This window comes from Rhizobium sp. FG96, from assembly GCF_057808655.1.
In genome coordinates, this window is the sequence record NZ_JBMDIL010000002.1 from 387581 (window position 1) to 414053 (window position 26473).

Annotated in this window: 24 protein-coding genes; 9 read left to right on the forward strand and 15 right to left on the reverse strand. The window is 62.3% G+C overall.

Annotated features, from left to right (window positions below; all coding sequences use genetic code 11):
• Position 1: 1 nt before the first annotated feature.
• A complete protein-coding gene (locus ACODR6_RS05100; protein ID WP_489021239.1) occupies positions 2 to 1612 on the reverse strand; it encodes a DHA2 family efflux MFS transporter permease subunit in 1611 nt (536 codons plus the stop codon).
• Position 1613: 1 nt separating this feature from the next.
• Positions 1614 to 2777: an HlyD family secretion protein gene (locus ACODR6_RS05105; RefSeq protein WP_489021241.1), complete on the reverse strand. Its 1164-nt coding sequence runs from the start codon at positions 2775 to 2777 to the stop codon at positions 1614 to 1616.
• Between the two features lie 198 nt (positions 2778 to 2975).
• Here ACODR6_RS05105 and ACODR6_RS05110 point away from each other — a divergent pair, with 198 nt between their 5' ends.
• Both ACODR6_RS05110 and ACODR6_RS05115 read left to right on the forward strand, forming a co-directional pair.
• The gene (locus tag ACODR6_RS05110) at positions 2976 to 3986 is read left to right on the forward strand and encodes a Gfo/Idh/MocA family protein (RefSeq protein ID WP_489021243.1); all 1011 of its coding nucleotides are present in this window, start codon (positions 2976 to 2978) and stop codon (positions 3984 to 3986) included.
• A gap of 11 nt (positions 3987 to 3997) precedes the next feature.
• Positions 3998 to 5065 (forward strand): Gfo/Idh/MocA family protein, encoded by a 1068-nt coding sequence (locus tag ACODR6_RS05115; protein ID WP_489021245.1) that lies wholly within the window; start codon positions 3998 to 4000, stop codon positions 5063 to 5065.
• 44 nt (positions 5066 to 5109) lie between these two features.
• On the opposite strand, the gene ribB is transcribed toward ACODR6_RS05115, so the two are convergent.
• The 3 genes from ribB to ACODR6_RS05130 form a co-directional block, all read right to left on the reverse strand.
• Positions 5110 to 6213: a 3,4-dihydroxy-2-butanone-4-phosphate synthase gene (ribB, locus tag ACODR6_RS05120; protein WP_489021248.1), complete on the reverse strand. Its 1104-nt coding sequence runs from the start codon at positions 6211 to 6213 to the stop codon at positions 5110 to 5112.
• 11 nt (positions 6214 to 6224) lie between these two features.
• The gene (aroC, locus tag ACODR6_RS05125; RefSeq protein ID WP_199626303.1) at positions 6225 to 7322 is read right to left on the reverse strand and encodes a chorismate synthase; all 1098 of its coding nucleotides are present in this window, start codon (positions 7320 to 7322) and stop codon (positions 6225 to 6227) included.
• 162 nt (positions 7323 to 7484) lie between these two features.
• A complete protein-coding gene (locus ACODR6_RS05130; RefSeq protein ID WP_489021535.1) occupies positions 7485 to 10643 on the reverse strand; it encodes a bifunctional diguanylate cyclase/phosphodiesterase in 3159 nt (1052 codons plus the stop codon).
• 276 nt (positions 10644 to 10919) lie between these two features.
• Here ACODR6_RS05130 and ACODR6_RS05135 point away from each other — a divergent pair, with 276 nt between their 5' ends.
• Complete coding sequence (locus tag ACODR6_RS05135) at positions 10920 to 11180, forward strand: DUF1344 domain-containing protein (RefSeq protein WP_112386465.1); 261 nt, start codon at positions 10920 to 10922, stop codon at positions 11178 to 11180.
• 6 nt (positions 11181 to 11186) lie between these two features.
• Here ACODR6_RS05135 and ACODR6_RS05140 read toward each other — a convergent pair whose 3' ends face one another.
• The 4 genes from ACODR6_RS05140 to ACODR6_RS05155 form a co-directional block, all read right to left on the reverse strand.
• On the reverse strand, positions 11187 to 11777 hold the full coding sequence (locus ACODR6_RS05140; RefSeq protein ID WP_112712935.1) for a histidine phosphatase family protein: 591 nt from the start codon (positions 11775 to 11777) through the stop codon (positions 11187 to 11189).
• Between the two features lie 26 nt (positions 11778 to 11803).
• Positions 11804 to 12622, reverse strand: coding sequence for an enoyl-ACP reductase FabI (gene fabI / locus ACODR6_RS05145; RefSeq protein WP_130278924.1), 819 nt, complete (start codon positions 12620 to 12622; stop codon positions 11804 to 11806).
• 122 nt (positions 12623 to 12744) lie between these two features.
• On the reverse strand, positions 12745 to 13947 hold the full coding sequence (locus tag ACODR6_RS05150; RefSeq protein ID WP_489021252.1) for a DnaJ C-terminal domain-containing protein: 1203 nt from the start codon (positions 13945 to 13947) through the stop codon (positions 12745 to 12747).
• Between the two features lie 241 nt (positions 13948 to 14188).
• A complete protein-coding gene (locus tag ACODR6_RS05155; protein WP_130278922.1) occupies positions 14189 to 14647 on the reverse strand; it encodes an RT0821/Lpp0805 family surface protein in 459 nt (152 codons plus the stop codon).
• A gap of 66 nt (positions 14648 to 14713) precedes the next feature.
• On the opposite strand from ACODR6_RS05155, the gene pdxH reads away from it, so the two are divergent.
• Complete coding sequence (gene pdxH / locus ACODR6_RS05160) at positions 14714 to 15334, forward strand: pyridoxamine 5'-phosphate oxidase (protein ID WP_489021254.1); 621 nt, start codon at positions 14714 to 14716, stop codon at positions 15332 to 15334.
• Between the two features lie 4 nt (positions 15335 to 15338).
• Here pdxH and ACODR6_RS05165 read toward each other — a convergent pair whose 3' ends face one another.
• The gene (locus ACODR6_RS05165) at positions 15339 to 16385 is read right to left on the reverse strand and encodes a polysaccharide deacetylase family protein (RefSeq protein WP_489021256.1); all 1047 of its coding nucleotides are present in this window, start codon (positions 16383 to 16385) and stop codon (positions 15339 to 15341) included.
• Between the two features lie 220 nt (positions 16386 to 16605).
• On the opposite strand from ACODR6_RS05165, the gene ACODR6_RS05170 reads away from it, so the two are divergent.
• Positions 16606 to 17889 (forward strand): D-alanyl-D-alanine carboxypeptidase family protein, encoded by a 1284-nt coding sequence (locus tag ACODR6_RS05170; RefSeq protein WP_203429469.1) that lies wholly within the window; start codon positions 16606 to 16608, stop codon positions 17887 to 17889.
• A gap of 23 nt (positions 17890 to 17912) precedes the next feature.
• Here ACODR6_RS05170 and ACODR6_RS05175 read toward each other — a convergent pair whose 3' ends face one another.
• Positions 17913 to 18893: an AraC family transcriptional regulator gene (locus tag ACODR6_RS05175; RefSeq protein ID WP_203429468.1), complete on the reverse strand. Its 981-nt coding sequence runs from the start codon at positions 18891 to 18893 to the stop codon at positions 17913 to 17915.
• A gap of 126 nt (positions 18894 to 19019) precedes the next feature.
• On the opposite strand from ACODR6_RS05175, the gene ACODR6_RS05180 reads away from it, so the two are divergent.
• Positions 19020 to 20051 (forward strand): SDR family oxidoreductase, encoded by a 1032-nt coding sequence (locus tag ACODR6_RS05180; protein ID WP_449096373.1) that lies wholly within the window; start codon positions 19020 to 19022, stop codon positions 20049 to 20051.
• Positions 20052 to 20154: 103 nt separating this feature from the next.
• Positions 20155 to 20454, forward strand: coding sequence for a nucleoside triphosphate pyrophosphohydrolase family protein (locus tag ACODR6_RS05185; protein ID WP_130278918.1), 300 nt, complete (start codon positions 20155 to 20157; stop codon positions 20452 to 20454).
• A gap of 1 nt (position 20455) precedes the next feature.
• On the opposite strand, the gene ACODR6_RS05190 is transcribed toward ACODR6_RS05185, so the two are convergent.
• The 4 genes from ACODR6_RS05190 to ACODR6_RS05205 all read right to left on the reverse strand — a co-directional run bounded on the left by ACODR6_RS05190 (position 20456) and on the right by ACODR6_RS05205 (position 23508).
• Positions 20456 to 20845, reverse strand: coding sequence for a DUF2442 domain-containing protein (locus ACODR6_RS05190; RefSeq protein ID WP_489021258.1), 390 nt, complete (start codon positions 20843 to 20845; stop codon positions 20456 to 20458).
• 42 nt (positions 20846 to 20887) lie between these two features.
• Positions 20888 to 21388: a GNAT family N-acetyltransferase gene (locus ACODR6_RS05195; protein WP_489021260.1), complete on the reverse strand. Its 501-nt coding sequence runs from the start codon at positions 21386 to 21388 to the stop codon at positions 20888 to 20890.
• Between the two features lie 17 nt (positions 21389 to 21405).
• Positions 21406 to 22821 (reverse strand): metalloprotease TldD, encoded by a 1416-nt coding sequence (tldD, locus tag ACODR6_RS05200; protein ID WP_112712909.1) that lies wholly within the window; start codon positions 22819 to 22821, stop codon positions 21406 to 21408.
• An 87-nt stretch (positions 22822 to 22908) separates the two neighbouring features.
• Complete coding sequence (locus ACODR6_RS05205; RefSeq protein WP_112712881.1) at positions 22909 to 23508, reverse strand: invasion associated locus B family protein; 600 nt, start codon at positions 23506 to 23508, stop codon at positions 22909 to 22911.
• 340 nt (positions 23509 to 23848) lie between these two features.
• On the opposite strand from ACODR6_RS05205, the gene coxB reads away from it, so the two are divergent.
• Both coxB and ctaD read left to right on the forward strand, forming a co-directional pair.
• A complete protein-coding gene (gene coxB, locus ACODR6_RS05210) occupies positions 23849 to 24739 on the forward strand; it encodes a cytochrome c oxidase subunit II (protein WP_112712879.1) in 891 nt (296 codons plus the stop codon).
• A 20-nt stretch (positions 24740 to 24759) separates the two neighbouring features.
• Positions 24760 to 26457 (forward strand): cytochrome c oxidase subunit I, encoded by a 1698-nt coding sequence (gene ctaD, locus ACODR6_RS05215; protein WP_112712877.1) that lies wholly within the window; start codon positions 24760 to 24762, stop codon positions 26455 to 26457.
• Positions 26458 to 26473: the final 16 nt, after the last annotated feature.

The window sequence follows — 26473 nt, forward strand, 5'->3', positions numbered from 1 at the left end:
TTTAGTGGCCGCCGGGCGCAGCGCCGTGCTTCAGGTCGATGCGCCGCAGGATCAGCGCCAGCGGCACCATCAGCGCCGAGATCACCATCAGCACATGGAAGACGTCGATATAGGCGAGATAGCTCGCCTGCGTCTGCACCTGCGTGCCGATCCAGCCCGTCGCCTGCGCCTGCGCGTCGAGCAGGCTTGAGCCGCGCTCGGTGAAAAACTGGGTCGCCTGGTTGAAGGCGTTGGTATAGCCGGGATCCGACGGGATCACATGCTCCACGAGCCGGCTCTGATGCCATTGTTCGCGATGCGCCAGCACGTTCGAGGCGATCGACACGCCGATCGAGCCGCCGGTATTGCGGGCCGCATTGATCAGCGCCGAGGCCTGGTCGGTCTGGTCGGGGCGCAGGCCATCATAGGAGGCCGCGGTGATCGGGATGAAGATCAGCGGCAGGCCGAGGCCGAGATAGAGGCGCGACCAGACGAAGAAGCCGAAGTTCAGGTCGGCGTTCAGCCGCGTCATGTCCCACATTGCAAGCGCGATGATGCCCATGCCAATGGCGATCAGGTATTTCGGCTGGAACATGCCGGTCAGGCGGCCGGCCGCAAACATCATCGCCATCGTCACCAGCCCGCCGGGCGACAATGCCAGACCGGCCCAGGTCGCCGTGTAGCCGTAGTTGGTCTGCAGCACCTGCGGCACGAACTGCGTTGTGGCGATCAGGATCGCGCCCGTCGCCAGCATGACGATGACGCAGGCGCCGAACTGGCGGCTTGCCAGCAGACGGACGTCGATCACCGGGTTTGATTTCGTCAGCAGCCAGGGAATGGCGAGCAGAAGCGCGAGCGCCGAAATCGCCGATGTGACGATGATGAAATTGGAGCCGAACCAGTCCTCCGTCTGGCCACGGTCGAGAACCAGCTCCAGCGCGCCGAGGAAGGTGGCGACGAGCAGGAAGCCGGTGATGTCGAAACGCGTTCCCTTCCTGCGCATCTCGGCGCGCTCCTTCCTCAGCGTCTCAGGCTCCTTCACCAGCATGTAGACGAGGATGAAGGCGAAGACGCCGACTGGACCGTTGATCAGGAAACACCAGTGCCAGGAGAAATTGTCGGAGAGATAGCCGCCAAGCGTCGGCCCGATGACAGGCGCGACGACGACGGCGACGCCGAACATCGCGAAGGCCTGGCCGCGTTTGGCGGGTGGGAAGGAGTCGGCAAGGATCGACTGCGAGATCGGCACCATGCCGCCACCGGCAAAGCCCTGGATCATCCGGAAGACCAGAAGGGACTGGAGGTTCCAGGCAAGGCCGCAGCAGATCGAGGCGACCGTGAATGTCGCGAGGCAGAGCAGATAGAAGCGCCGCCGGCCGTAGCGCTTGGCGATGAAACTCGAGGCGACAAGGATGATCGCGTTCGAGACGAGATAGGTGGTGACGACCCAGGAGGCCTCGTCGGCACTGACCGCAAGCCCGCCGGAGATGTAGCGTAGCGCCACATTGGCGATCGTCGTGTCGAGCACTTCCATGAAGGTCGCGAGCGACACGACCATCGCGATCAGCCATGGGTTCGAGGTGCCGGACGCAGCTTTTGGCGCGCCTCCGGCCGTTGTTGCGGCGCCGCTCATCTCAGTTCCTCGGCCGCACCGTCACCGTTGGGATCACCGACATGCCGGGACCGATGGCGATATCCTTTGGCCAATTATCGACCACGATCTTGACCGGTACGCGCTGGGTGACCTTCACATAGTTGCCCGTCGCATTCTCGGCCGGAAGCAGGGAGAAGGCGGTGCCGGAGCCGGGCTGCACGGAATCGATCTTTCCCTTCAGCACATGGTCCGGATAGGCATCGATCGTCAGATCGACCGGTTGGCCGGGGCGCATGTCGGTCAGCTGGGTTTCCTTGAAATTGGCGGTCACCCAGATTTCGTCCGGCACGAACATCGAGATTGCCTGGCCGGCCTGTATATACTGTCCCTTCGAGCCACTGAGCTTGACGACGCGGCCCGGCTGGGCCGCGGTTATCGTCGTGTAGTCGAGGTTCTGCTGCGCGGCTTCCGCCTGTGCCTCGGCCTGATGCAGGCTGGCGATAGCGCTTGCCTTCTGCGCTTCGGCGGCTGCCTGGTTCTTGACGGCCGAGGTCACGCTTGCCTGCGACTGGGCATAGCTCGCCTGCCCCTGGCGGAGCGTCGATGCGGCCTGCTGTGCCGCCTGTTCGGAGCCCGCGCCGCTCTTCACCAGCTGCTGCTGGCGGTCGTTCTCGTCCTTGGCATATTGGAGGGCGGCGGCCGCCGATGTCTGCTGCGCCTTCGCCTCGTCGATCGCTGCACCCGCAGCCGCAATCTGCGCATCGGCGCTCGCGACCGCCGCCTTGGCAACGCCGATCTGCCCGTTGGCCTGATCCAGTGCAATCTGATAGTCGCGCGGATCGATCTTGGCGATCACCGCACCAGCCTCGACATGCTGGTTATCGGAAACCGGAACATCCGCGACATAGCCGGAAATCTTGGCGGCGACGGAGAAACTGCGCGCATCGATAAAGGCGTCGTCGGTGCTTTCATAGGGATGGAAATAGATGAGCCAGACGAAATAGCCGATCACGGCAACGGCAATGATCGCGACGACGATCAGCAGCGTCGCCAGCGGATGGCGGCGGATGATCGACGGCTTCTTCTCTTCCGTCTCGTCCGGCTGTTCTGCTTCGGGACTTGCCGTCTGCGGGCTCGTGCCCTTTCCCGTCTCCACGCGTTCGTCTTCATCCAGTTGCGGTGTCTTGCGCTTGGTCTGGGTCACGGCGGCTCTCGTTCATGAGGGAGGAACAGCCGGGAAAACGCAAAGAGCGTGGATTCAGTTCCTGCCGGGAAGGAGTGGGAATTTGTCGCATTCGTCCGGCAAACATTGCTTGACACAGAATCGACGCAAGTATCTGAATGGTTACTAGAGGAGATGGATGGTGCTGAGGTGCCGTCCGAGCAGGAGGAAGATACCAAAATGTTGAGATTTGCCGTCGTCGGGATCGACCATGGGCATACGTTCGATCACGTGAAGGGATTGCTTGCGGCGGGTGGGGAGTTTGTCGGCTATTGCCCGAAAACTTCGGTCCCGGCGCTGCTCGATAATTTCAAGAAGACCTATCCGGATACGCCGCAGATCGACCGCGAGGCGCTGTTTGCCGATCCGTCCATCAATGTCATCTGCATCGCCGCGATCCCGCGCGATCGCGCCGGTCTGGCGATCCGCGCCATGAAGGCCGGCAAGGACGTGATGACCGACAAGCCTGGCGTCACCACTTTCGCGCAGCTGGAAGAGGTGAAGAAGACCGTTGCCGAGACCGGCCGCATCTTCTCGATCTGCTTCTCCGAGCGTCATTGCGTGCGCTCCGCCGTCAAGGCGGGGAAGCTCGTCAAGGAAGGCGCGATCGGAAAGGTCATTCAGACGATCGGGATGGGACCGCATAAGCTGCAGCTGCCGACCCGGCCGGACTGGTTCTTCGATCCGGAAGCTTTCGGTGGCATCATCGTCGATATCGCATCGCACCAGGTCGACCAGTTCCTGTTCTATACCGGCTCGACCACAGGCGAAGTCGTCGCCAGCTCGATCGGCAATTTCGGCATGCCGGAAAAGCCGAAATTCGAGGATTTCGGCGAGGTGTTGCTGCGCTCCGATCGCGGCTCCGGCTATGTCCGCGTCGACTGGTTCACCCCCGAAGGTCTCGGCACCTGGGGTGACGGGCGCCTGACCATTCTCGGCACCGAAGGCTATATCGAGCTGCGCAAGTACATCGATATTTCCGGCCGCCCCGGCAAGGACCACCTGTTCCTGGTCAACGGCGCGGAAAACAGGCACATCGATTGCAGCGACGAGAAGCTCGATTACTTCGACGCTTTCACCGCTGACGTTCGCGACCGCTCCGAAACGGCGATGACCCAGGCGCATGTCTATGAGGTCTGCCGCCTTTCGCTGGAAGCGCAGACCAAGGCCGTCCGGCTCGGCGGACGCTAGGAGGAGATATCATGACCAAGAAATTGCGCGTTGGCGTCATCGGCGCCGGTATCGCCGCCCGCCACATGATCGGCTACGACTGGAACAAGGATCTCTTCGAGGTTCCCGTTCTCTGCTCTCTCGATGAAGATCGCGGCCGCGAACTGTGCGCCAAGCACGGCATCCCCGAATATACGCAGAATGCCGACGAGCTTTTTGCCCGTGATGACCTCGACATCATCGACGTCTCGACCCCGCCGGATTCGCATTTCGAGCTCTGCAAGAAGGGTATCGAGTCAGGCAAGCATATCATCTGCGAGAAGCCGCTTTTCGGCTCGATCGCCGATGTCGACGAGATGAGCCGCATCGTCGCCCGCTCCAATGGCAGGAAGCTGATGCCGATCTTCCAATATCGCTATGGATCCGGCCTGCAGAAGCTGAAGCGGCTGATCGAACTCGGCCTGACCGGCCGGCCGTTCATGACGACGATCGAGACCCATTGGTGGCGCGGTCCCGCCTATTACGAAGTTCCGTGGCGCGGCAAGTGGAAGAGTGAACTCGGCGGCGGCCTTCTCGGACACGCGATCCACGCCCATGACATGCTGAACTACGTGCATGGCGCCTGCGCTGAAGTTTTCGCCTATGGCGCGACGCTGGTGAACAAGATCGAGGTCGAGGACACGATGGCGCTTGCCGTCAAGATGCAGAACGGCTCGCTGGCAACGCTGTCGATGACGCTCGGTTCCCGCAAGGAGATCTCGCGCCTGCGTTTCTGCTTCCACGATCTCGTTGCCGAAAGCATCCTTGAGCCCTACACGATGGGCCGCGATCCCTGGACCTTCATCGCCGGGACCGAAGAGCACCAGAAGCGGGTCGATGACGCGCTTGCCGGCTATGAGCCGACGGAAGACGGCTATACCCGCCAGTTCGAGCTGTTCCATCAGGCGATCATGGACGGGAAGGAGCCGCCGGTGACGCTGCAGGATGCGCGCAATTCGCTGGAACTCGTCACCGCTGCCTATTATTCGCAGCGCACCGGCAAGCCGACGCCGATGCCGATCACGGCGGAGCACCCGCTCTACCGCTCGTGGCTGCCTTAAGCACCAGCAATCATCGAGTGGCAGAGGCTTCTAGAAGTCTGGCCTCAATAAATCTCAGTCTTGGTGATCTTGATCCCAAAACCCTCGAGCCCGACATAGTGCCGCTCGCGGGTGGTCAAGAGCTTGATCGAGGTCACGCCGAGATCCTTCAGGATCTGTGCGCCGAGACCGATTTCCAGCCATTCGCTCTCGCGCGTTGCTGCCTCGGCGTGCGACTCGCGGCCCTGGCTGCGGGCTTTGCGGCCGTTGTCGATATGGCCGACGCCGACGGAGCCTTCGCGCAGATACACGATGATGCCGCGGCCTTCCTCGGCGATCTTCTGCATATAGTGGTCGACAGGGCTCTTCTTGCCGAACAGGTCCTCGGCGACGTTTTCAGGATGCAGGCGCACCGGAATGTCGATGCCGTCGCGGATGTCGCCGAAGACGACGGCGAGGTGCTGCATCGGGTCCCAGGGCAGCGAATAGGTATGGGCCTTGGCCTTGCCGAAGGGGGTCTCGATGTCGAAGCTCTGGCCGAGCTCGATCAGCGTTTCCTTGCGCTGGCGGTAGGCGATCAGATCGGCGACCGACACCTGCTTGAGGCCGTGTTCTTCCGCAAAGCTGCTGACCTGGGGGCCGCGCATCACGGTGCCGTCGTCATTGACGAGCTCGCTGATGACGCCGATCAACGGCAGGCCGGCGAGCTTGCAGAGGTCGACTGCGGCTTCCGTATGGCCGGAGCGCATCAGCACGCCGCCTTCGCGGGCGATCAGCGGGAAGATGTGGCCCGGGCGGACGAAATCGGCCGCACCCACATTCGGGTTGGCGAGGTTGCGCACCGTCAGCGTGCGGTCGTCGGCGGAAATGCCCGTCGTCGTGCCATGCTTGAAATCGACCGAAACGGTGAAGGCCGTCGTGTGCGCCGAGTCGTTTTCGGCGACCATGGCGTTCAGGTTCAGGCGCTTGGCCTCTTCCTTCGGCATCGGCGTGCAGACGATGCCGGAGGTGTGGCGGACGATGAAGGCCATCTTCTCCGGCGTGCAATGCACGGCAGCGACGATCAGGTCGCCTTCGTTCTCACGGTCGTCGTCGTCCATGACGACGACGATCTCGCCGGCCTCGAAGGCACGGATGGCATCGACGACACGCTTCTGATCGTAAGGCATGGGGGTAATTCCTATTTCAACCGGCCGGTCTGGCCGCGGTCGCGGAGATAGTGATCGGCAATGGCGCATGCAACCATCGCCTCGCCGATCGGCACGGCGCGGATGCCTACGCAGGGGTCGTGACGGCCCTTGGTGCGCACATCGACATTCTTGCCATCGGCATCGATCGACTGGCGCTCGGTCAGGATCGACGAGGTCGGCTTGATGGCGAAGCGGGCGATGACGGGCTGGCCGGTGGAAATGCCGCCCAGGATGCCTCCGGCGTGGTTCGACAGGAAGAGCGGCTTGCCGTCATTGCCCATTCGCATCTCGTCGGCATTCTCTTCGCCGGTGATTTCGGCCGCGCCGAAGCCGTTGCCGATCTCGACGCCCTTGACGGCGTTGATCGACATCAGCAGCGAGGCGATGTCCTGGTCGAGCTTGGCGTAGATCGGCGCACCCAAGCCCGCCGGCACATTCTCGGCAACCACCTCGACGACGGCGCCGACCGACGAGCCGTTCTTGCGGATGCCGTCGAGATATTCTTCCCATACCGGAACGATCGCCGCGTCAGGCGCAAAGAACGGGTTCTGGTCGACCTGATCCCAATCCCAGTTCTGGCGGTTGATCTTGTGCTTGCCGATCTGGATCAGCGCGGCGCGCACCTTCATGTCAGGAACGACGAGACGGGCGATGCCGCCGGCGGCGACACGGGCCGCGGTCTCGCGCGCCGAGGAGCGCCCGCCGCCGCGATAGTCGCGGATGCCGTATTTCACGTCATAGGTATAATCGGCATGGCCCGGCCGATACTGGCGGGCGATCTCGCCGTAATCCTTGGAGCGCTGGTCGGTGTTCTCGATCAGCATGGAGATCGGCGTGCCCGTCGAGATCATCGTCTCGCCGTCCTCGTCCAGCATCACGCCGGAGAGCACCTTCACCAGATCGGCCTCGCGGCGCTGGGTGACGAAACGCGACTGGCCGGGCTTGCGCTTGTCGAGCCAGACCTGGATGTCCTCGAGCTTGAAGCGCAGGCCGGGCGGCGTGCCATCGACGACGCAGCCGAGGGCCGGCCCATGGCTTTCGCCCCAGGTCGTGACGCGGAAAAGATGACCGAATGTATTATGCGACATGTGGTACCGACCAATGCGCGCCGCACGGACCGTTGCCGGCAGCGCCAACCTTTAGAATTCGGGGTCACTCATAGGCCAAAAAGCCAGGCGGGCAAACGCCTTTCTTTGCCGAAATGCGGGCGGATCTGAGAATGATGTTTCCGCAATTTGGAAACGATGGGCTCAGGAGGCGAGACGCCACGCGGTGCCGAGTGCTGCCTGCGTGAAGTCGTCGAAGGAGAGGGGACGCGAGAAGGCATAGCCCTGCAGCATGTCGCAGCCGAGATCGCGCAGCATGTCGGCATGGTCGATGGTCTCGACGCCTTCGGCCACGGTCTCGACGCCGAGCGAGCGGGCAATGTCGATGATCGAGCGCACCAGCGTGCGCTCCTGCGAGGAATGCAGGATCGGCTGCACCAGCTGCCGGTCGATCTTCAGCCGCTTCGGCTTCAGCTTCAGGAGCGAGACGATCGAGGTGTGGCCGGTGCCGAAATCGTCGATCTCGATATCGATGCCGAGCGCCTTGATGCGGTCGAGGTTCTGGGCGGCGACGTCTTCGCTTTCGTCGAGGAAGATCGATTCCACCAGTTCGAAGGAGAGTTCGCCCGGGCGGATATGCAGGTGGCTGAGCGACTCGAACAGGCTGCCGTCATGCAGGCGCCGCGCCGAAACGTTGACCGAGACCTGCGGCACGATGAGGCCATGGGCCGTCCAGCGCATCTTGTCCTTCAGCGCCGTTTCCAGAACGATGCTGTCGAGCGTCTGGACCACGTTGATCTCGTCGGCGATGCGCAGAAACTTGTCGGGCGTCAGCACGCCGCGGGTCGGGTGGTGCCAGCGCACCAGCGCTTCCACACCGGCGAGCTTCATCGTGCGGGCGCAGAACTGCGGCTGGTACCAGGCGGTAAACTCGTTGTTCTCGATACCGGCGAGAATCTCGTCGGCGGTGCGCTTGTTATTGATGATATCGGCCTGGAGGTTCTGGTTGAAGAACTCGTAGCGGTTCCGGCCCATGCTCTTGGCGCGATAGAGCGCGATATCGGCATTGATAAGCACCTTGCGCGCATCGACATGGATGCCGTTCGCCAGTGCAATGCCGATCGAGACGCCGCAGCGGCAGGAGAAGCCCTGGAAATCGATCGGCTGGCGCATCTCCTCGATGACGCGTCCCGCAAGCTCCGCCATATCCACGTCGCTGACGTCATGCGCCAGGATCACGAACTCATCGCCGCCGATACGCGCCACGAGGTCGCTGCCGCGCACGTTCTTTGACAGAACCTTAGATGCATGGACCAGCATCGCATCACCGGCCGCATGGCCGAGCGTGTCGTTGATTTCCTTGAAGCGGTCGAGGTCGATATGCAGGATCGCGAATTTCTGGCGCTGCGAGCGGGCATCGACCGTCAGGCTTTCGAGCGCGATGTCGATCTTGCGGCGGTTGGCGAGGCCGGTCAGCGGGTCATGCAGCGAATTGTGCTCGATGCGGTTCTTGGCGAGCTCCAGCTCGATATTCTTGGCGACGGCCTCGTCCTTGGCTGCCTTCAGTTCGGCGGTCAGCAGCGAATCTTCCGTCACGTCGAAGGCGACGCCGATGATTTTCGTGGTGCCCGACGGCGTCTGGTGCACCTTGCCGGTGGAGCGCACGTAGCGGACGCTGCCATCATCGCAGGGAACGCGGCAGATCAGCGTGTGGGTATCGCCCGGCTGCTTGAAGTAGCGCGCACTCTCGACGGCGGCAGCCCGGTCGTCAGGATGCACGCGCGAAAGCCAGAGTTCTTCGGGAACGAAGCCGTACTGCGCCGGCAGGCCGTAGAGCTCGTGCATGCGCTCGTCCCAGAGCGAGCCCTGCTCACCGCAGGTCGCGTCCCAGATGCCGCACTGATAGGCGTCGAGCGCCAGATCGAGCTTGCCGGAGATTTCGGTGAGCTGCGCCTCGCGCCGCGAGATTTCGTCCAGCGCCAGCTCCAGCTCGGCATTCTTGATGTCGCTGACATCCTTGGCGTGACGCAGCGTTTCGGCCGCTTCCGCATCCGTTGTCACGTCGGCGACGATGCCGATCGTGCGCCCGACGCCACCGGCATCGGTATAGAAGGAGCCGACGGAGCGCAGGTAGCGAACCGTGCCGTCATCGAGAAGGATGCGGTACTGCGCGGTGCAGGAAGCCCCGGCAACGCTGCAGTTGAAGAAATGCATTTCGGCGATATGCCGGTCGTCGGGAGCGATCCGCGAGAACCAGTTCTCCAGCGGATGGCTGCCTTCGCCTGCCGCTTCGCCTGCCGCTTCGCCGTGCAGCGCCGAGGCGCGCCCGTCCCAATAGAGGCTGTGGCCCCCTTCTTCGAGCTCCCAGATGCCGATGTTGGACGAATCGAGCGCCAGGTTCAGGCGCTGCGAGAGCTCCAGAAGCTTTGCTTCGCGGCGTTCGAGCTGCGAGATGTTACGGTTGCGTTCGCCGAGCAACAGCGTGGCGAAGAAGATCGGGATGATGATGACGCAGCCCGCGGTGATGATGATGACGCGCAGCTGCGACTGGTTCGCCGGCGCCTCGTTCCAGCCGGTGGTCGGCACGGCCGAGAGTTCCCAGCGGCCGCCGGCAAAGGCGATCTTGCGGCGCAGCGGCTGCTTGTCGAAGACATCGGTATTGCCGAAGAAGGGCAGGGCGGCATCGGCCGCAGCCGTGCCGAGATCGCGCACCGCGATCGACAGGTGATCGAGATGCGGGTAGCGCTCCTGGTTCTCGCTGTTGCGCGCCGGCTTCAAGCCGGTGTTTTCATAGAACATGTCGCGGTCGATGGTGACCTCGACGGCGCCCCAGATCTTCCGCTGGCCGTTTTCCTTGACGAAGATCGGGAAGAAGATCGCAAAGGCATCCTTGCCCTCGGCCGTCTTGATCGGGCCGTAGAACCGCGCCTGCTGGTCGCCGGTATTGCGCCCGACCGACTGCATGGTCGACAGCGCCTCGCGCACGTCCTTGCCGATCCGGTCCTTGTCGGATTGTGGCGGATAGACGTTGCTGACGATGAAATTGGGGGCGACGGCGACATTGAGGAAATGCGGATTCTGGATCAGCAGCCAGTTGATCTGCCGCTCCATTTCCTCGTCATTGGTGCGCGCGCTCAGTGAAATCATGTTGGAGAGGTCACGGACGATAGTAATGTCCATGTTGATCTGCGCTGCCATGCGGGCACGGATCAGGTTAGTCTCGTTTTCGGTGCGGATCTGCAGTTCGCGCAGATGGGCGGCAGTATTGGCGCGATCAAGAGTGATGCCGACAGCGACGACCATGAAGGCGACGAAGCCGGAGACCAGCAGCGAAAGCCAGGTATTCTTGAAAATTCGCCGCAATTGCCTGTGGCCGCCCAGCCCGATAAGCAAAACAAGTTCCCCTTTGTTTAAAAGCAACTGTAGGGGGAACTTGTTAATTTACGATTGCCCGGCCTTCTATATTTCGGGTGCCGAAACAAGACAGAGTGGATGGTTAACGGCGCCTCTTGATTATTGTTAAAATGCTATTCATCAATTGGGCGGTGAAAGCCATTCTTCCGGGCAATTTTTGCCATATTCAGGGGATTATCTGTGTTTGATAAGATTTTAGCGTCGAGTGTGAAGAGGGTTGCCGCGATGCGTTTTTTTGTTGCCACGCTGTTGGCCACCGCAAGTTTCCTGTCGCCGATCAGCGGTTTTGCTGAGAGCGCGGATGTCGAGGCGACGATCAAGAAGGTCGATACCGCCAATCTCAGCCTGACGCTCGATGACGGCAAGACCTACCAGGCGCCCGAAGAGTTCAATTTCGATGGCTTGAAGGCCGGCGTGAAGGTCGTGATCTTCTATACCGAAGTCGACGGCAAGCGCGTCATCAACGATCTCGATATCGTTCAGTAAGCCGGTTCAGATCCAGCCGATCAGCCGCTCGGCAGTATCGATCTTCAAGATCCGGTCCTGCCAGATTTCTCCCTCAGCGGCCTCGTGCTTGGGAACATCGCCAATCATCTTGAAGAGACTGCGGATGACGCCGCCGTGTGTCACGCAAACCGTTGGTTTGTCAACGGAATTCAGCCAGGATGCGCTGCGCCACGACATGATCTCGTAGCTCTCCGCGTCGTCGCCCGGCGGGATGAAATCCCATTTGTTGAGGTTGCGCTCGCTGACCCGGTCGCGCTGCGTCGCCTTCAGTTCCTTGAGCGTGAAGCCTTCCCAGTCGCCGAAGGAAACCTCGACGAGACGCTCATCGGTGCGGTAGCCCCTGGGGTCGATCCCCATGGCAGTGCGCATGATTTCCATCGTCTGGCGGGTGCGGGTCAGGGGGCTCGCGACAAAGTCGAAGGCAATGCCTTCGACCTTTAGGATCTCAGCAAGATCGATGCCGTTCAGCCGCGCCTGTTCGCGGCCGATGGCGTTCAGCGGAATGTCTTTCTGGCCCTGAAGGCGGCGTTCGGCATTCCAGTCGGTCTGGCCGTGTCGGACCACATAGATAAGCACGGCATATTCCGCTTCTTGGAGTTCGATCAGTCCTTGATAACGGAAATATCCGGCGCGTCCACAGCCTTCATGCCGATGACATGGTAGCCGCTGTCGGCGTGATGGACTTCGCCGGTAACCGAACGCGACAGGTCGGACAGCATGTAGAGGCCGACGTCGCCGACCTCTTCGATGGTCACGGTACGGCGCAGCGGAGCGTTGTACTCATTCCACTTAAGGATGTAGCGGAAGTCGCCGATGCCGGATGCTGCAAGCGTCTTGATCGGGCCCGCGGAGATCGCGTTGACGCGAATGTTCTTCGGTCCGAGGTCGACGGCCAGATACTTGACGCTGGCTTCGAGAGCAGCCTTGGCAACGCCCATGACGTTGTAGTTCGGCATGACCTTCTCTGCACCGTAGTAGGTGAGGGTGAGAAGCGAGCCGCCGTCCGTCATCAGCTTCTCGGCGCGGCGAGCGACCGAGGTGAACGAGAAGACGGAGATGTTCATCGTCTTGGCGAAGTTGTCGGCCGAGGTGTCGACGTAGCGGCCGGTCAGCTCGTCCTTGTCGGAGAAGCCGATGGCGTGAACGACGAAATCGATCTTGCCCCACATCTTTTCGACATTGGCAAAAACTTCGTCGATTGTTGCTTCGTCGGAGACGTCACAGTGGCCGGCCAGAACGCCGCCGAGTTCGGCAGCCAGCGGCTCGACGCGCTTCTTCAGCGCCTCGCCCTGATATGTAAAGGCAATTTCGCCGCCCTGTGCATGAATGGCCTTCGCAATGCCCCACGCGATCGAGCGATTGTTCGCGACGCCCATGATGACGCCGCGCTTGCCTGACATGAGGCCTGTTGCTTGAGCCATATTTTGCCCCCTAATGAACCAATTGGAAATTGCCTATGGCATAGGCCGTTAATCGGTTCAAGATTGGGAGCAATCATCAACTGTTAGGGAGCGTAACAAAGGGTGCGCATGTCACGAAAATTTCACAGGAAAAGACCTTCGCGCATGCTGCGCATCAAATCCGTGACCTTATCGTCGGGTTTTTCCCACAGCATGATGCGCAGTTCGACCACCAGATCGCCCCGTCCGCTGTTGCCGTCGGGCAGTCCCTGACCCTCGATCCGGATGGTCTTGTCGGAACCCGACCAGGCCGGAACGGTAACCTTCAGCCGGCCGCCCGGGCCCTCGATCTCTGTCTCGGTGCCGAGCACGGCATTCTCGATCGTCACGGGCAGAACCGTGTGCAGGTCGAAGCCGTGCACGGTGAAGCGATGATCGGCCGCGATATGGACGCCGATCACGGCATCGCCGCGCTGCATGTTCGGCAGCTTCAGGCCCTGGCCCTTGAGGCGGATCTGCTGGCCCTCGGTCGTTCCCGGCGAAAGCGTAAAGCTTGCTTCCTGCCCTTCGCCGAGCGGCACGATGATGCGGCTGCCCTTCATCAGGTCGTCGATCGTCACGGTCGCCTGAGCGAACTGATCGGGCGCCTTTTCCGGGGCAGGGGCGGTGCCGGTGAACCGGCGCACCAGCGCATTCAGGATGCTGAACGGCTGGAGGATGCCGGCCGAAGCCGCGGCATTCGGGTCGATGGTGTCAGCGTCGGTCTTCGGCGCTTCCGTTTCGCTCTTGGCGGTCTCGGCCTCTGCCGGCTTGGGCTTTGCCTGGGCCTGAGCTTGTCCCTGTGCCTGCGATTGCGCCTGACCGGCATTGCCGGCGGTCCCGCCCGCAGCCTTGGTCTGCGTGCCGAAAATCCGGTCGACGACCTCTTCGGCGCTCTCGGCGCCTGCCGTGTTTGATGCCTTCTGCTTGGCGGCTTCCTCAGCCGCTGCCTTCGCCGCCTTCTGGGCGTTGGCGCGGGCGAGCTCCTCCATCACCCGTTCGGCATTTTCCTGCGCAGCCTTGGCGCGGGCTGCCGCCTCGCGGGCCGCCTGGCGCTGCTGCATGATGGTCTCGCCGCCGCCCATTTTCGCCTCGGCCATGCGGGCCGCGGTGTCGAAGAGGCTGCGTTTCTTCGGGTCCTTGAGGGTCTCATAGGCGCGGCCGATCTCGGCAAAACGCGCCGTTGCATTCGGGTCGCCCTGATTGTGATCGGGATGCACGGCCTTCGCCATATGGCGCCATGCTGCCTTGATCTCGTCTGCCCCTGCGTCCTTTTGGACGCCCAATACCTTATATGGATCGCGCATAGTAATCCGCCGGTGTCCGTGCGGCTGCCGTCCCTTCTGGCAGCCGAAGCCCAATATCAACTCTTTGCGCGCCATCCGGTTCAACCGGACCTCGCGCTTATGGGCTGGATCGTGCGGGAGAGTTGCTAATCACTTGTTATTTTCGCCGGGCGCTCGGCGGCTTTTGCGGCAAATGGTTATCGTTCTGCTAAGCATCGCAATGCCGCAGGCGCCGGTATTAAGCATATGTGTGGAAAACGGATCAGCTCTCGGGCTGGAAGCTCAGAAGCTGCCAGTTGCCGCCGCCGACGAGGCAGGTCTTGCCCATGAACTTGGCAATGCCGTCATAGGAATGGCGGGTGGTGCGGAACTGCCGGCAGACCTGGCCGGATTCATTGTTCTCGACGATCGTGTCGATGACGCCGGCGCTGCCGGTGGAGGCGTTTGCCCAGGCAAGCGGCTGCGCGCCGATCCGGCCGACATCGGCTGACGTCACGGCATTGCGCACGGTCATTTCATCGGAGAGCGTATCGGTGCTCGGCGGGTTCTGCGGCACGGTGCCGGTCGCAACGGACCGGTCGACCTTGGATTCGCTTAGGAAGTCAAAACCACCCGTCATGCAGCCGGAGAGCGACAGCGTCGCCACCCCGATCAGAATCAGAGAGCTGCTGCGTCGCAGGAGCCCCTTTGTATGGTGAGTTGACTTTGCTATGACTTCCACCCTGTGTCCTGTCCAGTCGCTACCAGCTGGGCATTCAACCTAAAACCCCGGGGCATTTGAGCTAATATGTCGGCAAATGAGTTAACAAGCGGTGACTTTACCCAACGCGGCGAACCATTCAAGCTTTTCGCGGAATGGCTGAAGGAAGCCGAGGCTTCGGAGGTCAACGACCCCAATGCCGTGGCATTGGCAACCGTCGACGAAGCTGGTCTTCCCAATGTCCGCATGGTTCTCCTGAAGGGATTCGATACAGCAGGCTTTGTCTTCTACACCAATTTCGAGAGCCAGAAAGGTCGCGAAATCTTGGGGCAGAAGAAGGCCGCCATGTGTTTCCATTGGAAGACGCTGCGCCGCCAGGTGCGTCTGCGTGGTCCGGTGGAGGTGGTAACCGACGAGGAGGCCGACGTCTATTTCCAATCGCGTGCGCGCGGCAGCCGCATCGGCGCCTGGGCATCGAAGCAGTCGCGTCCGCTGGAGAGCCGTTTCGCGCTGGAGAAGTCCGTCGCCGAGTACACGGCGCGCTACGCCATCGGCGAAATTCCGCGCCCGGCCTATTGGTCCGGCTTCCGCATCAAGCCTATCTCGATCGAGTTCTGGAAAGACCAGAACTTCCGCCTGCACGACCGCGTCGAGTTCCGCCGCGAGACGCCGGAAGCCGATTGGGACAAGGTACGGATGTATCCGTAACCTGTTATTTTCCCATCAGTTTCAACGGAATGCCTGAAGCCAGTGCCGAGACATAGCGCGGCTTCTGGTAGAGGCCGTTGAGCGAGAGCCGCGGAAGATAGGTCGTCCCGCCCGCCATGCCGGGCCGGATCACGCCGGGCTGCGTCGTCACCGCAGCCGTAAAGCCGAGCTCGGCCGCGATCTCCGCTTCGCGCAGCGTCGCGGCTTCGCGAGTGCCATATGGAAAGGCGATCGTCGCGGGCGTCTTGCCGGTGATCACCTTTACGTGTTCGGCCGACCGCAGCATCTCTTCCCGGGCTTCGGCCTCGCTGAGTCGCGCCAGGGCGCGGTGGCTGATCGTATGGGCGCCGAGCGCTGCCAGCGGGCTCGCCTCGATGAGATTGAGCTCGGCCTCGCTCATCACCAGATCCTCGACCAGCTCGCCCGGAGCGATGTCGTAGCGGCGCGCAAGCACGTCGAGCGAGCGCACCGCCTTCTCCTCGTCGCTCATGTGGAGAAAGGCCGCAAATCTCGCGAATGCCGCGTATTGTTCGGCGGGCGTATCGGTCTCCAGAACCTCCTCGCCACGGCCGAAGTCGAAATGCAGCCGGTCGGTGCGGCGCAGCAGCAATGTCAGCGTTTCCCACCAGATCGTATGCGTCCGCTCGGTTAAACCCTTGGCGACGAAGATGGTGAAGGGAGCCTCGTGTTTCTCGAAGATCGGATAGGCATGCACGAGGTTGTTGCGGTAGCCGTCGTCGAGCGTGAATGCGGCAAACGGCGCTTCACGGGCGGGGCCTGAGAGCAGGGCAGGGACATCGGCGAGCGCCACGAACTCGTAGCCGTCCTGCTTCAGTCTCGTCAGCGCCGCATCCAGGAATTCGGGTGTGATCTCGAGATGCGCATTCGGTTCGAAGTCATGCGCTTCGTAGGGGCGGACATGATGCAGGGTAAAGATCGCGCCGCGGCCACGCGCGCCGCGCATCAGCCGTGCGGCCGAAATCAGATGCGCCGCCTCGAGACCGGCGGTGATGGCAGCTTTCTTGGCCCGTTTTTTCCACAACCCCTGCATGTCAGCTCCGTGAAAGGTGCGGATCCTACCAATTCTGGTGTTAAACCTTGTTGAAGATTGCTTTTCCGACTGAAATCTTTACGTTTCCTTCACCACGGGTGGAAAAAACTCAGAAAACCAGTGTCCGTTGCCTCAAAGTCGCGCGAATGTGCAGGCTCTGTCACAGAACGGGACATATTTTGGCAAGGCCGCGCATGCGTGGCACCTAGAGGGGAAATCCATGAAGAGGTTGTTGGCTGCTTTGTTGAGCGTGACGCTCGCCGTGTCGGCGCCCGTCGCGGCTATGGCCGGCAGCGCGTCGTTCATCCTCGATGCCCGCACCGGCAAGGTTCTCGCTTCGGAAAATGCCGATACGTTGAATCACCCGGCATCGCTGACCAAGATGATGACCCTCTACCTGGCCTTCGAAGCGATCAATCGCGGCAAGCTCAGCTGGGACAGCCAGATCGTCATGTCGAAATATGCGGCAAGCCGCCCGCCGACCAAGCTCGGTGTGAGGCCCGGCAGCACGATCACCGTTCGCGAAGCCGTCTACGGCATGATCGTCAAGTCGGCCAATGATGCCGCGGCTGCCATGGGCGAGAAGCTCGGCGGTTCGGAAAGCAACTTCGCCCGGATGATGACCCAGAAGGCCCGCCAGCTCGGCATGAGCCGCACCACCTTCTACAATGCGTCGGGCCTGCCCGACAGCCGCCAGGTGACGACGGCGCGCGACATGTCGACCCTCGGCGTGGCGCTGATCAAGAATTTCCCGAGGGAGTACCGGATGTTCTCGGTCGCCTCCTTCAATTTCCGCGGCAAGCAGATCCGCGGTCATAACAATCTGATGTATCGCTACGAAGGCATGGACGGCATCAAAACCGGCTATACCAATGCCTCCGGCTTCAACCTCGTCAGCGCCGTGCGCGATGGCGACCGGCGCGTCGTCGGCGTTGTGCTCGGCGGCCGCACTGCGCGCGCCCGTGACGCCAAGATGGAAGCACTGCTCAACAAGTATCTCGACCGCGCCTCTGGCGGCGGCGGCCTCGTCGCCAGCATCGGCGGAAAGCAGCGCCCGGTTCCAGCCGCACCCGTGGAAGTCGCCTCCGCTGCCGATGATGCCGATCTTCCAGTTCCGGTGAATGCGCCACGCGCCCAGGGCGATGCCGAAGCCATCCCGTTTGCGCTTGGTTATAACGAAGCCGCCGTTCCGCTCGATCGTCCGTCGCCGCTGACGAAGATGGGCAAGGCCGGCAGCCTGCAGGCGTCCGCCGGTGGCTGGCAGATCCAGATTTCGGCTGCTCCGAGCGCCGAAGCCGCCCAGGCGCTGCTCGCGCAGGCAAAGACTGAAGGCGGCGCTGCCCTGAAATCCGCTTCGCCCTTCACCCAGGCCGTCGGCTCCGGCGCCAACGCCGTCTACCGCGCCCGCTTCACCGGTTTCAACAGCAAGGACGCTGCCGAAGCCGCCTGCGACGCCCTGAAGAAGCGCTCCTACGACTGCATGACGGTTGGCGGCAACGGCTGATCAGACAGACCTGAAGGCTATTCTCAGAACGCCGTCTCGCTTGCCGGGGCGGCGTTATTCGTTTGTTCGGGCACGGTCTTGTCCAGACCTGAGACGGATGCCCTATAGGCACTCGGCGACTTGCCGTTCGCCCGCTTGAAGGCATTGCTGAAGGCGCTTTCGGACGTATAGCCGAGCGAACGCGCCACCGTCGCCACAGCCGTCCTTTCATCGCGAAGCGAGCGTTCGGCGAGATGCATCCGCCAGGTCGCGAGATAGGTCAGCGGCGCAACGCCCGCCACCGTCCTGAAATGGAAGGCGAAGGACGTCCGCGACATGGCGCATGCCTTGGCGAGCTCCTCCAGATGCCATGAACGGGCCGGATCTCCATGCATCAGCCGCAAAGCCGGTGCGATCCGCGGCTCGGCCAGCGCCCGCAGCCAGCCGGCCGGCATCGGCCTGGCGGTGCCGAGATGCGAGCGCAGGATCTCGATGAACAGCAATTGTGTCAGCTGCGACGAGGCGAGTTGCGAGCCCGGCCGGCCGCTGGTGCGCTCCTCGATCAGCCGGTCCAGCAGCCATCGAAACGCCGCCGCGTGCGGGGAGGCCGCTCGCGTCAGGATCCACGGCGGCAAGATATCCGCCAGCAGCTTGCCGCGGATCGGATCGAGCATCACATGGCCGCCGATATAGCCGAAGTCGCCGCCATCGCCGACGACAGCCACAGCGTTGCGCCCGACATTGGAAAACAGGCTCATCGCATCGACGGGCTCGAGGGCGGGGTCGCTGGAAAGAACGGCGACGCGCGGCTTTGCCAGGAGGCCGACATCGCCGGTCTCGAACAGAAGCGGTTCCCGCGCCCCTTCGAGATGCACCCAGCAACTGCCCTTCACCACCGCGAAGAACTTGATCTTCTCACGCGCCGGAAAGCGGATCGACCACGGGCCGCCCGCCGTGAAGCCGCCGGTGACGACGGCTTCGGCCTTGCTGAGGGTGAGAACGTCTGAAAAGGGATCGACAGCCATTCTCGTACTGTCGCGCAAGTAACGCGCACTTTCAAGCATTCACAGTGCAAGATGCCCGACCTACTTTCACGTCATGTCAATCAGCGGCGGCGATGTCGGCCGCCGTGAAACTCCTTGAGGTATGATATGAAAGACGAAATCGTTCTCGTAACCGGCGGCACCGGCTTCATCGCGCAATACTGCATGCTGGCGCTGCTGAATGCCGGATACCGCGTGCGCACCACCGTCCGCTCGCTGGAGCGGGAAGGGGAGGTGCGCGAGCATCTGAGAACCGGCGGCGTCGAGGCCGGCGACCGGCTGTCCTTCGTCGTTGCCAATCTGACGGATGACGCCGGCTGGGCGGAAGCTGCTGCCGGCTGCACCTATGTCATGCACGGCGCCTCGCCGACGCCTTCGGGCGACCAGACCCGCGAGGAAGACTGGATCGGCCCGGCGGTTGACGGCAATCTCCGCGTCCTGCGCGCCGCTCGCGACGCCGGCGTCAAGCGCGTCGTGCTGACCTCTGCCTTCGGGGCGATCGGCGTCGGCCACAAGCCCGGCCACCGCCGCCCGTTCGACGAGACCGACTGGAGCGACCTGACCGGCGACGTCGCCCCCTATCAGAAATCCAAGACCCTCTCGGAGCGCGCCTCCTGGGATTTCATCGCCCGCGAGGGCAACGGGCTGGAGCTTGCATCGGTCAATCCGGTCGCCGTCTACGGACCGGCGCTGGGCGCTGACTTTTCCCACTCGATCCGCCTGATCTCCAACATGCTGGAAGGGCAGCCGGGCTGCCTGAACGTCAATTCCTGCTGCGTCGACGTTCGCGATGTCGCCGATCTCCATCTGCGCGCCATGATTGATCCAGCCGCGAAGGGTGAGCGCTTCCTTGCGACCTCCGGCAAGAGCATGTGGATGATCGAGGTCGCCGAGCTGCTGCGCGAACGCTTCGGCAAGGCTGCCGAAAAGGTCTCGACGCAGGTCTGGCCGGACGAACAGGTCCGCATCGCCGGCGAGACCAACGAACAGCTGAAGGGCGTCGTGCCGCTGCTGAACTACGACATGAGTGCAACGGGCGAGAAGGCCGAGCGCCTGCTCGGCTGGGCGCCGCGGCCGAAAGAGGAAGCGATCGTCGCCTCCGCCGAAAGCCTGATCCGCCTCGGCCTGCTCCGCAACTGAGCAGCAGCCCTGGCACAGACAGCGGCCGTCCCCGGCCGCTGTCTGCTATGGACATAAGTGAGGAACCACGGTTCTCCTGCATGCGTACGAAAGGAGAACGAATATGCTTGAAGACCTCGCCGACAAGTTCGAACGCGCCTCAAAAATCTACGCCGAAGCCAACGGCCTGGAACGCGATCCCGACTGGTTTCTGCTGAAGCTGCAGGAGGAAATGGGCGAACTCACCCAGGCCTGGAACCGCCTGACCGGCAGGGGCCGCGCCAAGGGCCGCAGCGCTGACGACATGAGCCGCGACCTTGCCGACGAAACCGCCGACCTCCTCGGCCACATCCTCCTCTTCGCCCACAACAACCGCCTCGATCTCGAAGCCGCGATCGAGCGCAAATGGCTGTTCAGGCCTTAGATTACTGTGTAGCCGATTTGCGAGGCCGACCGCCTTTCGCGCCATTCGCCCGCGCCGCCTCGGCTTTCGCGGCCGACGTCGCTTTGCCCGCCTGGCGCGCCATATGGGATTTGGTCCCGAATATTCCGGCGAGAAGACCGGGAACGGAGATATCGACGTCGAGCGGTTCCCAATGCAGGCCGTAACCTGCGCCAAGGATTTCGACAGCACTCAAGTCGCTATCCCCTGCATCTTCCAGCCCCTGCACGAGGCGGGGAGGGAAGGCGAAGGTGCAGCCATTGGTGAGCTCGACGATCATCCGGCCGTTGCGCGCATCGAAACGTGCGGAAAGCGCCCGCGGCTCGCTGGCCCGCGTGTTCCTGCCACGCGCCAGCGCGTCGTCGATGTCCAAATTTACTTTCATACCTGACGACAACCCAACGTGTTGGGTTTCTCAAGAAACGGCAGCGACCTTCCGCCGGTAGAACTTGCTGTCCACCGCCATCAGCGGGAAAGACCTCGGGAGGTCGTCGCGCTTGATCTCGCTGAAGCCGTTCTTTTCGTAGAAGCGGTGGGCGGCGAGGAATTTGTCCGTCGTGCCGAGGAAGATGTCGGTGATCCCCTCGGCTTCGGCATGGGCGAATAGCGCGTCGAGCAGGCGGGCGGCGACGTTGTGTTCGCGGCCGCGCACATGGGCCGCCACGAACATCTTGCGCAGCGCCGTCTGGTTGTTGCCGATGTCCTTCAGGCCGAGCGTGCCGACGATCGTGCCGTCGAGATCGGCCACCCAGAACTGACCCTTGCGGGCCTGGTAGAAGTCCGGGATGACGGCGAGATCGGGCTGGTCGTCGGCGGTGATGGCGATGCCGAATTCATCGCGCTGGATCGGCAGAATGACGGAGAAGACGCCGTCGATATCGGCGATGTCAAAGGGCCTGATCTCAATGTCGCTCATCGCCGCCTCCTGCCGCGTCAGGCTTGTGTGCCGCCGACTGTTACCTGGTCCATGCGCAGATGCGGCTGGCCGACGCCGACGGGCACCCACTGGCCGCCCTTGCCGCAATTGCCGATGCCGGTATCGAGCTTCATGTCGTTGCCGATCATCGAGACGCGCTTCATCGCATCCGGACCGTTGCCGATCAGCATGGCGCCCTTGATCGGCGCGCCGATCTTGCCGTTCTCGATCAGATAGGCCTCGGTGCAGCCGAACACGAACTTGCCCGACGTGATGTCCACCTGGCCGCCGCCGAAGGAGACGGCATAGACGCCCTTCTTGACGGACGCGATGATTTCCTCGGGCGTCTTGTCGCCGCCGAGCATATAGGTGTTGGTCATGCGCGGCATCGGCACATGCGAATAGCCCTGGCGCCGTCCATTGCCGGTCGGCGCCATGCCCATCAGCCGGGCATTCTGCCGGTCCTGCATGTAGCCGACCAGTTTGCCGTTTTCGATCAGCACGTTATAGGCCGAAGGCGTGCCTTCGTCGTCGATGGTGATCGAGCCGCGGCGGCTGTCGATCGTACCGTCGTCGACGACGGTCACGCCCGGTGCGGCAACCATCTGGCCGAGCAGGCCGGCAAAGGCCGAGGTCTTCTTCCTGTTGAAATCGCCTTCCAGCCCGTGGCCGACAGCCTCGTGCAGCATGACGCCCGGCCAGCCGGAGCCGAGCACGACATCCATCGTGCCTGCCGGCGCCTCGATCGCTTCGAGATTGACGAGCGCCTGGCGCAGTGCTTCGTCGGCGCCGGTCTGCCAGCTGCTTTCGGTGATGAAATCGCCGAAGCCGATGCGGCCGCCCTGGCCGAAGGAGCCGCTCTCCTGCCGGTCGCCTTCGCCGACGACGACGGAGATGTTGATGCGCGTCATCGGCCGGATGTCGCGGACGCGGTGTCCGTCGGCGCGCAGGATATCGACCACCTGCCAGCTGGCGGCGACCGAGGCCGTCACCTGGCGCACCTTGTCATCCTTGTTGCGCAGATAGGCGTCGATATCGGTGAGGATCTTCACCTTCTCTTCGAAGGTCGGCGTGCCGATCGGGTTCTCGTCGGTATAGAGCTTCTTGTTGGTGCCCTGGGGTGCCGCTGCATAGCTGCCGGAATAGCCGCGGGTGACGGCGCCGACGGCGTCAGCGGCGCGCTTCAGCGCCGAAACCGAAAGGTCGCCGGCATGCGCATAGCCCACCGCTTCACCCGCAACGGCGCGCAAGCCAAAACCCTGCTCGGTATTGAAGCTGCCGCCCTTCAGGCGGCCATTGTCGAACATCAGCGATTCCGCCTGCGCATGTTCGATATAGAGCTCACCGTCGTCGGAGCCGGAAAGCGCCTCGGCCACGAGCTTGCGCGTCGTCGCTTCGTCGGCATCGAAGAGCGTCAGGAGGTCGGTATTCATGATGATATGCTCCGCTTCAAAGCAGGAATGCTTTAAAGCCGATGTAGGACCGCAGGGCAGTTCGAGCAAGCCCCTATCGGGCCGACATCAGGGAAGCGCGTCGTAGCCTTCGGCAAAGCCCTTCAGGTCGACGGGAATGCCGATGCCTTCTTCCGGCGTCTGGAAGACGATGAAGGTGGCGCTGGTGCCGCTGCGGAAGGTCTTCAGGAGCTCGTCCTCGAGCACGACTTCGGCATAGCAGCCGTCGGCAAAGCAGCGGACGAAATAGGCGCGGCCGATATCCTTGCCGTCGACATTGAGGCCGAGGCCGTTCGGCAGCAGCACGCCGAGCGGGGCGAGCACGCGCAGGATCTTCGACTTGCGGTCAGCAGTCTTCAGAACGACGACCGAGAGGCCGACTTCAGGGCGGTCCTCGGCGATGACATTCTGCATCAGCGCGCATTGCTCGGCCGAAGCGCCGGCCGGCTTGTCGCAGACGACGGACCATGCGCCGTGGTTCGACTTCACCGTGCCCGGCGCCTGCGGCTGGCTCTGGCCGGGCGCTGCCTGCTGGGCCGGTGCCGGCTGCGAGGGAGCGGGCTGGGCCGGGGCAGGGGCTGCCGGCTGCTGGGCGAAAACGGGGGCTGCCGCTGCTGCTGCAAGAGTGGTGGTCAGAACAAACGACCGCACAAGGGAACGGAAACCCATGAAAACCTCTGGAATTCGAATCGGTGACGGTATTGTTGAAGGCCGTGACCGGAAATGAAAAGACCTGCCCCGTGAAAACCGGGGGACTACGGCAGAAATAGGACCTTTCCGCAATAATGTTGGAGCTTTGGATTGGCCCGCGTAAGCCTTTTCCGTATGATGGTGCAAATATTCGGTAATGTTTTGTGCCTGCTTGTGAATCGGCTTCTGGCAAAAATGCCGCATAGACAATCGCTCTGGCCTGTTGCGGTCAGTTGCAAACTGTGGTTTGAAGCGCTGAAGATGGCAAGGATTCTGCGTTCGATTTAAGGCAGGTCAAGCGCTCGAGGGAGATACTAAGGTGATTAAGAAGGCTTATGCAGCTCTGACCGCGCTGGTCTGTCTGCTTTTTGCTTCCGGCACATATGCCGATCAGCCGATGCCGTGGCAGGCAACGCTGCAGCCGGCGGCAACGCCGATTATGCGGGAAATCCGCTGGTTCGAACAATATACGCTGTGGTTCATCGTACCGATCACGCTCTTCGTTCTGGTCCTGCTCATCGTCGTCTGCTGGAAGTTCCGTGCGAGCGCCAATCCGGTGCCGTCGAAGACGAGCCATAACACCGTCATCGAAGTTATCTGGACCGTGGGGCCGGTCCTGGTTCTTCTCTTCCTCGCCGTTCCGTCGTTCAACCTGCTCACCGCGCAGCTGACGCTTCCGGAAAATCCGGATGTGACGCTGAAGGCGACCGCCACCCAGTGGCAGTGGAACTACGAATATGAAGGCACCGGCGACAATCCGCTGGCCTTCGATTCCTACCTCCTGAAGGATCCGGATCGTGCCGCTGCCGGCAAGACGGATCTCGCGACCTATCCGCGCCTGCTGGCCGTCGACAACGAAATCATCCTGCCCGTCAACAAGGTCGTTCGCGTTCTCGTGACCGCCGCTCCGACGGACGTGATCCACGCCTTCGCAATGCCGTCCTTCGGCGTCAAGATCGACGCCGTTCCGGGCCGCCTCAATGAAACCTGGTTCAAGACCGAGCGCGAAGGCCTGTTCTACGGCCAGTGTTCCGAGCTCTGCGGCAAGGACCATGCGTTCATGCCGATCGCGATCCGCGTCGTTTCCGAAGACAAGTACAAGCAGTGGCTCACGGCTGCCGCTTCCGATCTTCCCGGAGCCTACAAGGCTCTCATGGCTGCCACCGATGGTCCTGCAAAGACCGTTGATGTCGCCGAAAACGCTCAGTAATCTAGAAGGGACTCGGAAAAATGGCTGGTTCCGCCCACGATCATTCTCATGATCATCATGGCCATGACGCACATGCGCATGACGACCATCACGATCACTCGCACAAGCCGAGCTTCGTCAATCGCTGGTTCTTCTCGACGAACCACAAGGACATCGGCACGCTCTACCTGATCTTCGCGATCTTCGCCGGCATCATCGGCGGCGCGCTGTCCGTTGCCATGCGCATGGAGCTTCAGGAGCCTGGCATCCAGATCTTCCACGGTCTGGCCTCGATGGTTTACGGCTTCGAAGGCGACGCCGCGATCGACGGCGCCAAGCACATGTTCAACGTCTTCACCACCGCTCACGCCCTCATCATGATCTTCTTCATGGTCATGCCGGCGATGATCGGCGGCTTCGCCAACTGGATGGTTCCGATCATGATCGGTGCCCCTGACATGGCGTTCCCGCGTCTGAACAACATCTCCTTCTGGCTGATCGTTCCGGCCTTCCTGCTGCTCGTGCTGTCGATGTTCGTCGAAGGCCCGGCCGGTGCTTACGGCGCTGGCGGTGGCTGGACGATGTATCCGCCGCTCGCAACCGCGGGCCAGCCGGGTCCGGCCGTCGACCTCGCGATCTTCTCGCTGCACGTCGCCGGTGCCTCGTCGATCCTCGGCGCGATCAACTTCATCACCACGATCCTGAACATGCGCGCACCGGGCATGACGCTGCACAAGATGCCGCTCTTCGCCTGGGCTGTTCTGATCACGGCCTTCCTGCTGCTGCTCTCGCTGCCGGTTCTGGCTGGCGCCATCACCATGGTGCTGACCGACCGTAACTTCGGTACGACCTTCTTCGCGCCGGAAGGCGGCGGTGACCCGATCCTCTACCAGCACCTGTTCTGGTTCTTCGGTCACCCGGAAGTGTACATCCTGATCCTGCCGGGCTTCGGCATCGTCAGCCACATCATCTCGACCTTCTCGCGCAAGCCGATCTTCGGTTACCTCGGCATGGCCTACGCCATGGTCGCCATCGGTGCCGTCGGCTTCGTCGTCTGGGCCCACCACATGTACACGGTCGGCCTGTCGCTCGATGCACAGCGCTACTTCGTCTTCGCGACGATGGTCATCGCCGTTCCGACGGGCGTGAAGATCTTCTCCTGGATCGCAACGATGTGGGGCGGCTCGATCGAGTTCCGCACGCCGATGGTCTGGGCGATCGGCTTCATCTTCCTGTTCACGGTCGGTGGCGTCACCGGCGTTCAGCTGGCAAATGCCGGTCTCGACCGCTCGCTGCATGACACTTACTACGTCGTGGCTCACTTCCACTACGTTCTGTCGCTCGGCGCCGTCTTCGCCATCTTCGCTGCCTGGTACTACTGGTTCCCGAAGATGAGCGGCTACATGTACAACGAGTTCCTCGGCAAGCTGCACTTCTGGGTCATGTTCATCGGCGTCAACCTGGTGTTCTTCCCGCAGCACTTCCTCGGTCTCGCAGGCATGCCGCGCCGTTACATCGACTATCCGGATGCGTTTGCCGGCTGGAACTACGTTTCCTCGATCGGCTCCTACATCTCGGCCTTTGCCGTGCTGATCTTCCTCTACGGTGTCTTCGAAGCCTTCGCCAAGAAGCGCCTCGCTGGCGACAATCCGTGGGGTGAGGGTGCAACGACCCTGGAATGGCAGCTGCCTTCGCCGCCGCCGTACCACCAGTGGGAACAGCTCCCGCGCATCAAGTAAGATGCTCCAAATTCCG

Bases quoted from the DNA above. Each gene is read 5' to 3' on its own strand.
- ACODR6_RS05100 (WP_489021239.1), bottom strand. From the start codon at position 1,612: ATGAGCGGCGCCGCAACAACGGCCGGAGGCGCGCCAAAAGCTGCGTCC.
- ACODR6_RS05110 (WP_489021243.1), top strand. From the start codon at position 2,976: ATGTTGAGATTTGCCGTCGTCGGGATCGACCATGGGCATACGTTCGAT.
- ACODR6_RS05115 (WP_489021245.1), top strand. From the start codon at position 3,998: ATGACCAAGAAATTGCGCGTTGGCGTCATCGGCGCCGGTATCGCCGCC.
- ribB (WP_489021248.1), bottom strand. From the start codon at position 6,213: ATGCCTTACGATCAGAAGCGTGTCGTCGATGCCATCCGTGCCTTCGAG.
- aroC (WP_199626303.1), bottom strand. From the start codon at position 7,322: ATGTCGCATAATACATTCGGTCATCTTTTCCGCGTCACGACCTGGGGC.
- ACODR6_RS05135 (WP_112386465.1), top strand. From the start codon at position 10,920: ATGCGTTTTTTTGTTGCCACGCTGTTGGCCACCGCAAGTTTCCTGTCG.
- fabI (WP_130278924.1), bottom strand. From the start codon at position 12,622: ATGGCTCAAGCAACAGGCCTCATGTCAGGCAAGCGCGGCGTCATCATG.
- ACODR6_RS05150 (WP_489021252.1), bottom strand. From the start codon at position 13,947: ATGCGCGATCCATATAAGGTATTGGGCGTCCAAAAGGACGCAGGGGCA.
- pdxH (WP_489021254.1), top strand. From the start codon at position 14,714: ATGTCGGCAAATGAGTTAACAAGCGGTGACTTTACCCAACGCGGCGAA.
- ACODR6_RS05165 (WP_489021256.1), bottom strand. From the start codon at position 16,385: ATGCAGGGGTTGTGGAAAAAACGGGCCAAGAAAGCTGCCATCACCGCC.
- ACODR6_RS05170 (WP_203429469.1), top strand. From the start codon at position 16,606: ATGAAGAGGTTGTTGGCTGCTTTGTTGAGCGTGACGCTCGCCGTGTCG.
- ACODR6_RS05175 (WP_203429468.1), bottom strand. From the start codon at position 18,893: ATGGCTGTCGATCCCTTTTCAGACGTTCTCACCCTCAGCAAGGCCGAA.
- ACODR6_RS05180 (WP_449096373.1), top strand. From the start codon at position 19,020: ATGAAAGACGAAATCGTTCTCGTAACCGGCGGCACCGGCTTCATCGCG.
- ACODR6_RS05185 (WP_130278918.1), top strand. From the start codon at position 20,155: ATGCTTGAAGACCTCGCCGACAAGTTCGAACGCGCCTCAAAAATCTAC.
- ACODR6_RS05195 (WP_489021260.1), bottom strand. From the start codon at position 21,388: ATGAGCGACATTGAGATCAGGCCCTTTGACATCGCCGATATCGACGGC.
- tldD (WP_112712909.1), bottom strand. From the start codon at position 22,821: ATGAATACCGACCTCCTGACGCTCTTCGATGCCGACGAAGCGACGACG.
- ACODR6_RS05205 (WP_112712881.1), bottom strand. From the start codon at position 23,508: ATGGGTTTCCGTTCCCTTGTGCGGTCGTTTGTTCTGACCACCACTCTT.
- ctaD (WP_112712877.1), top strand. From the start codon at position 24,760: ATGGCTGGTTCCGCCCACGATCATTCTCATGATCATCATGGCCATGAC.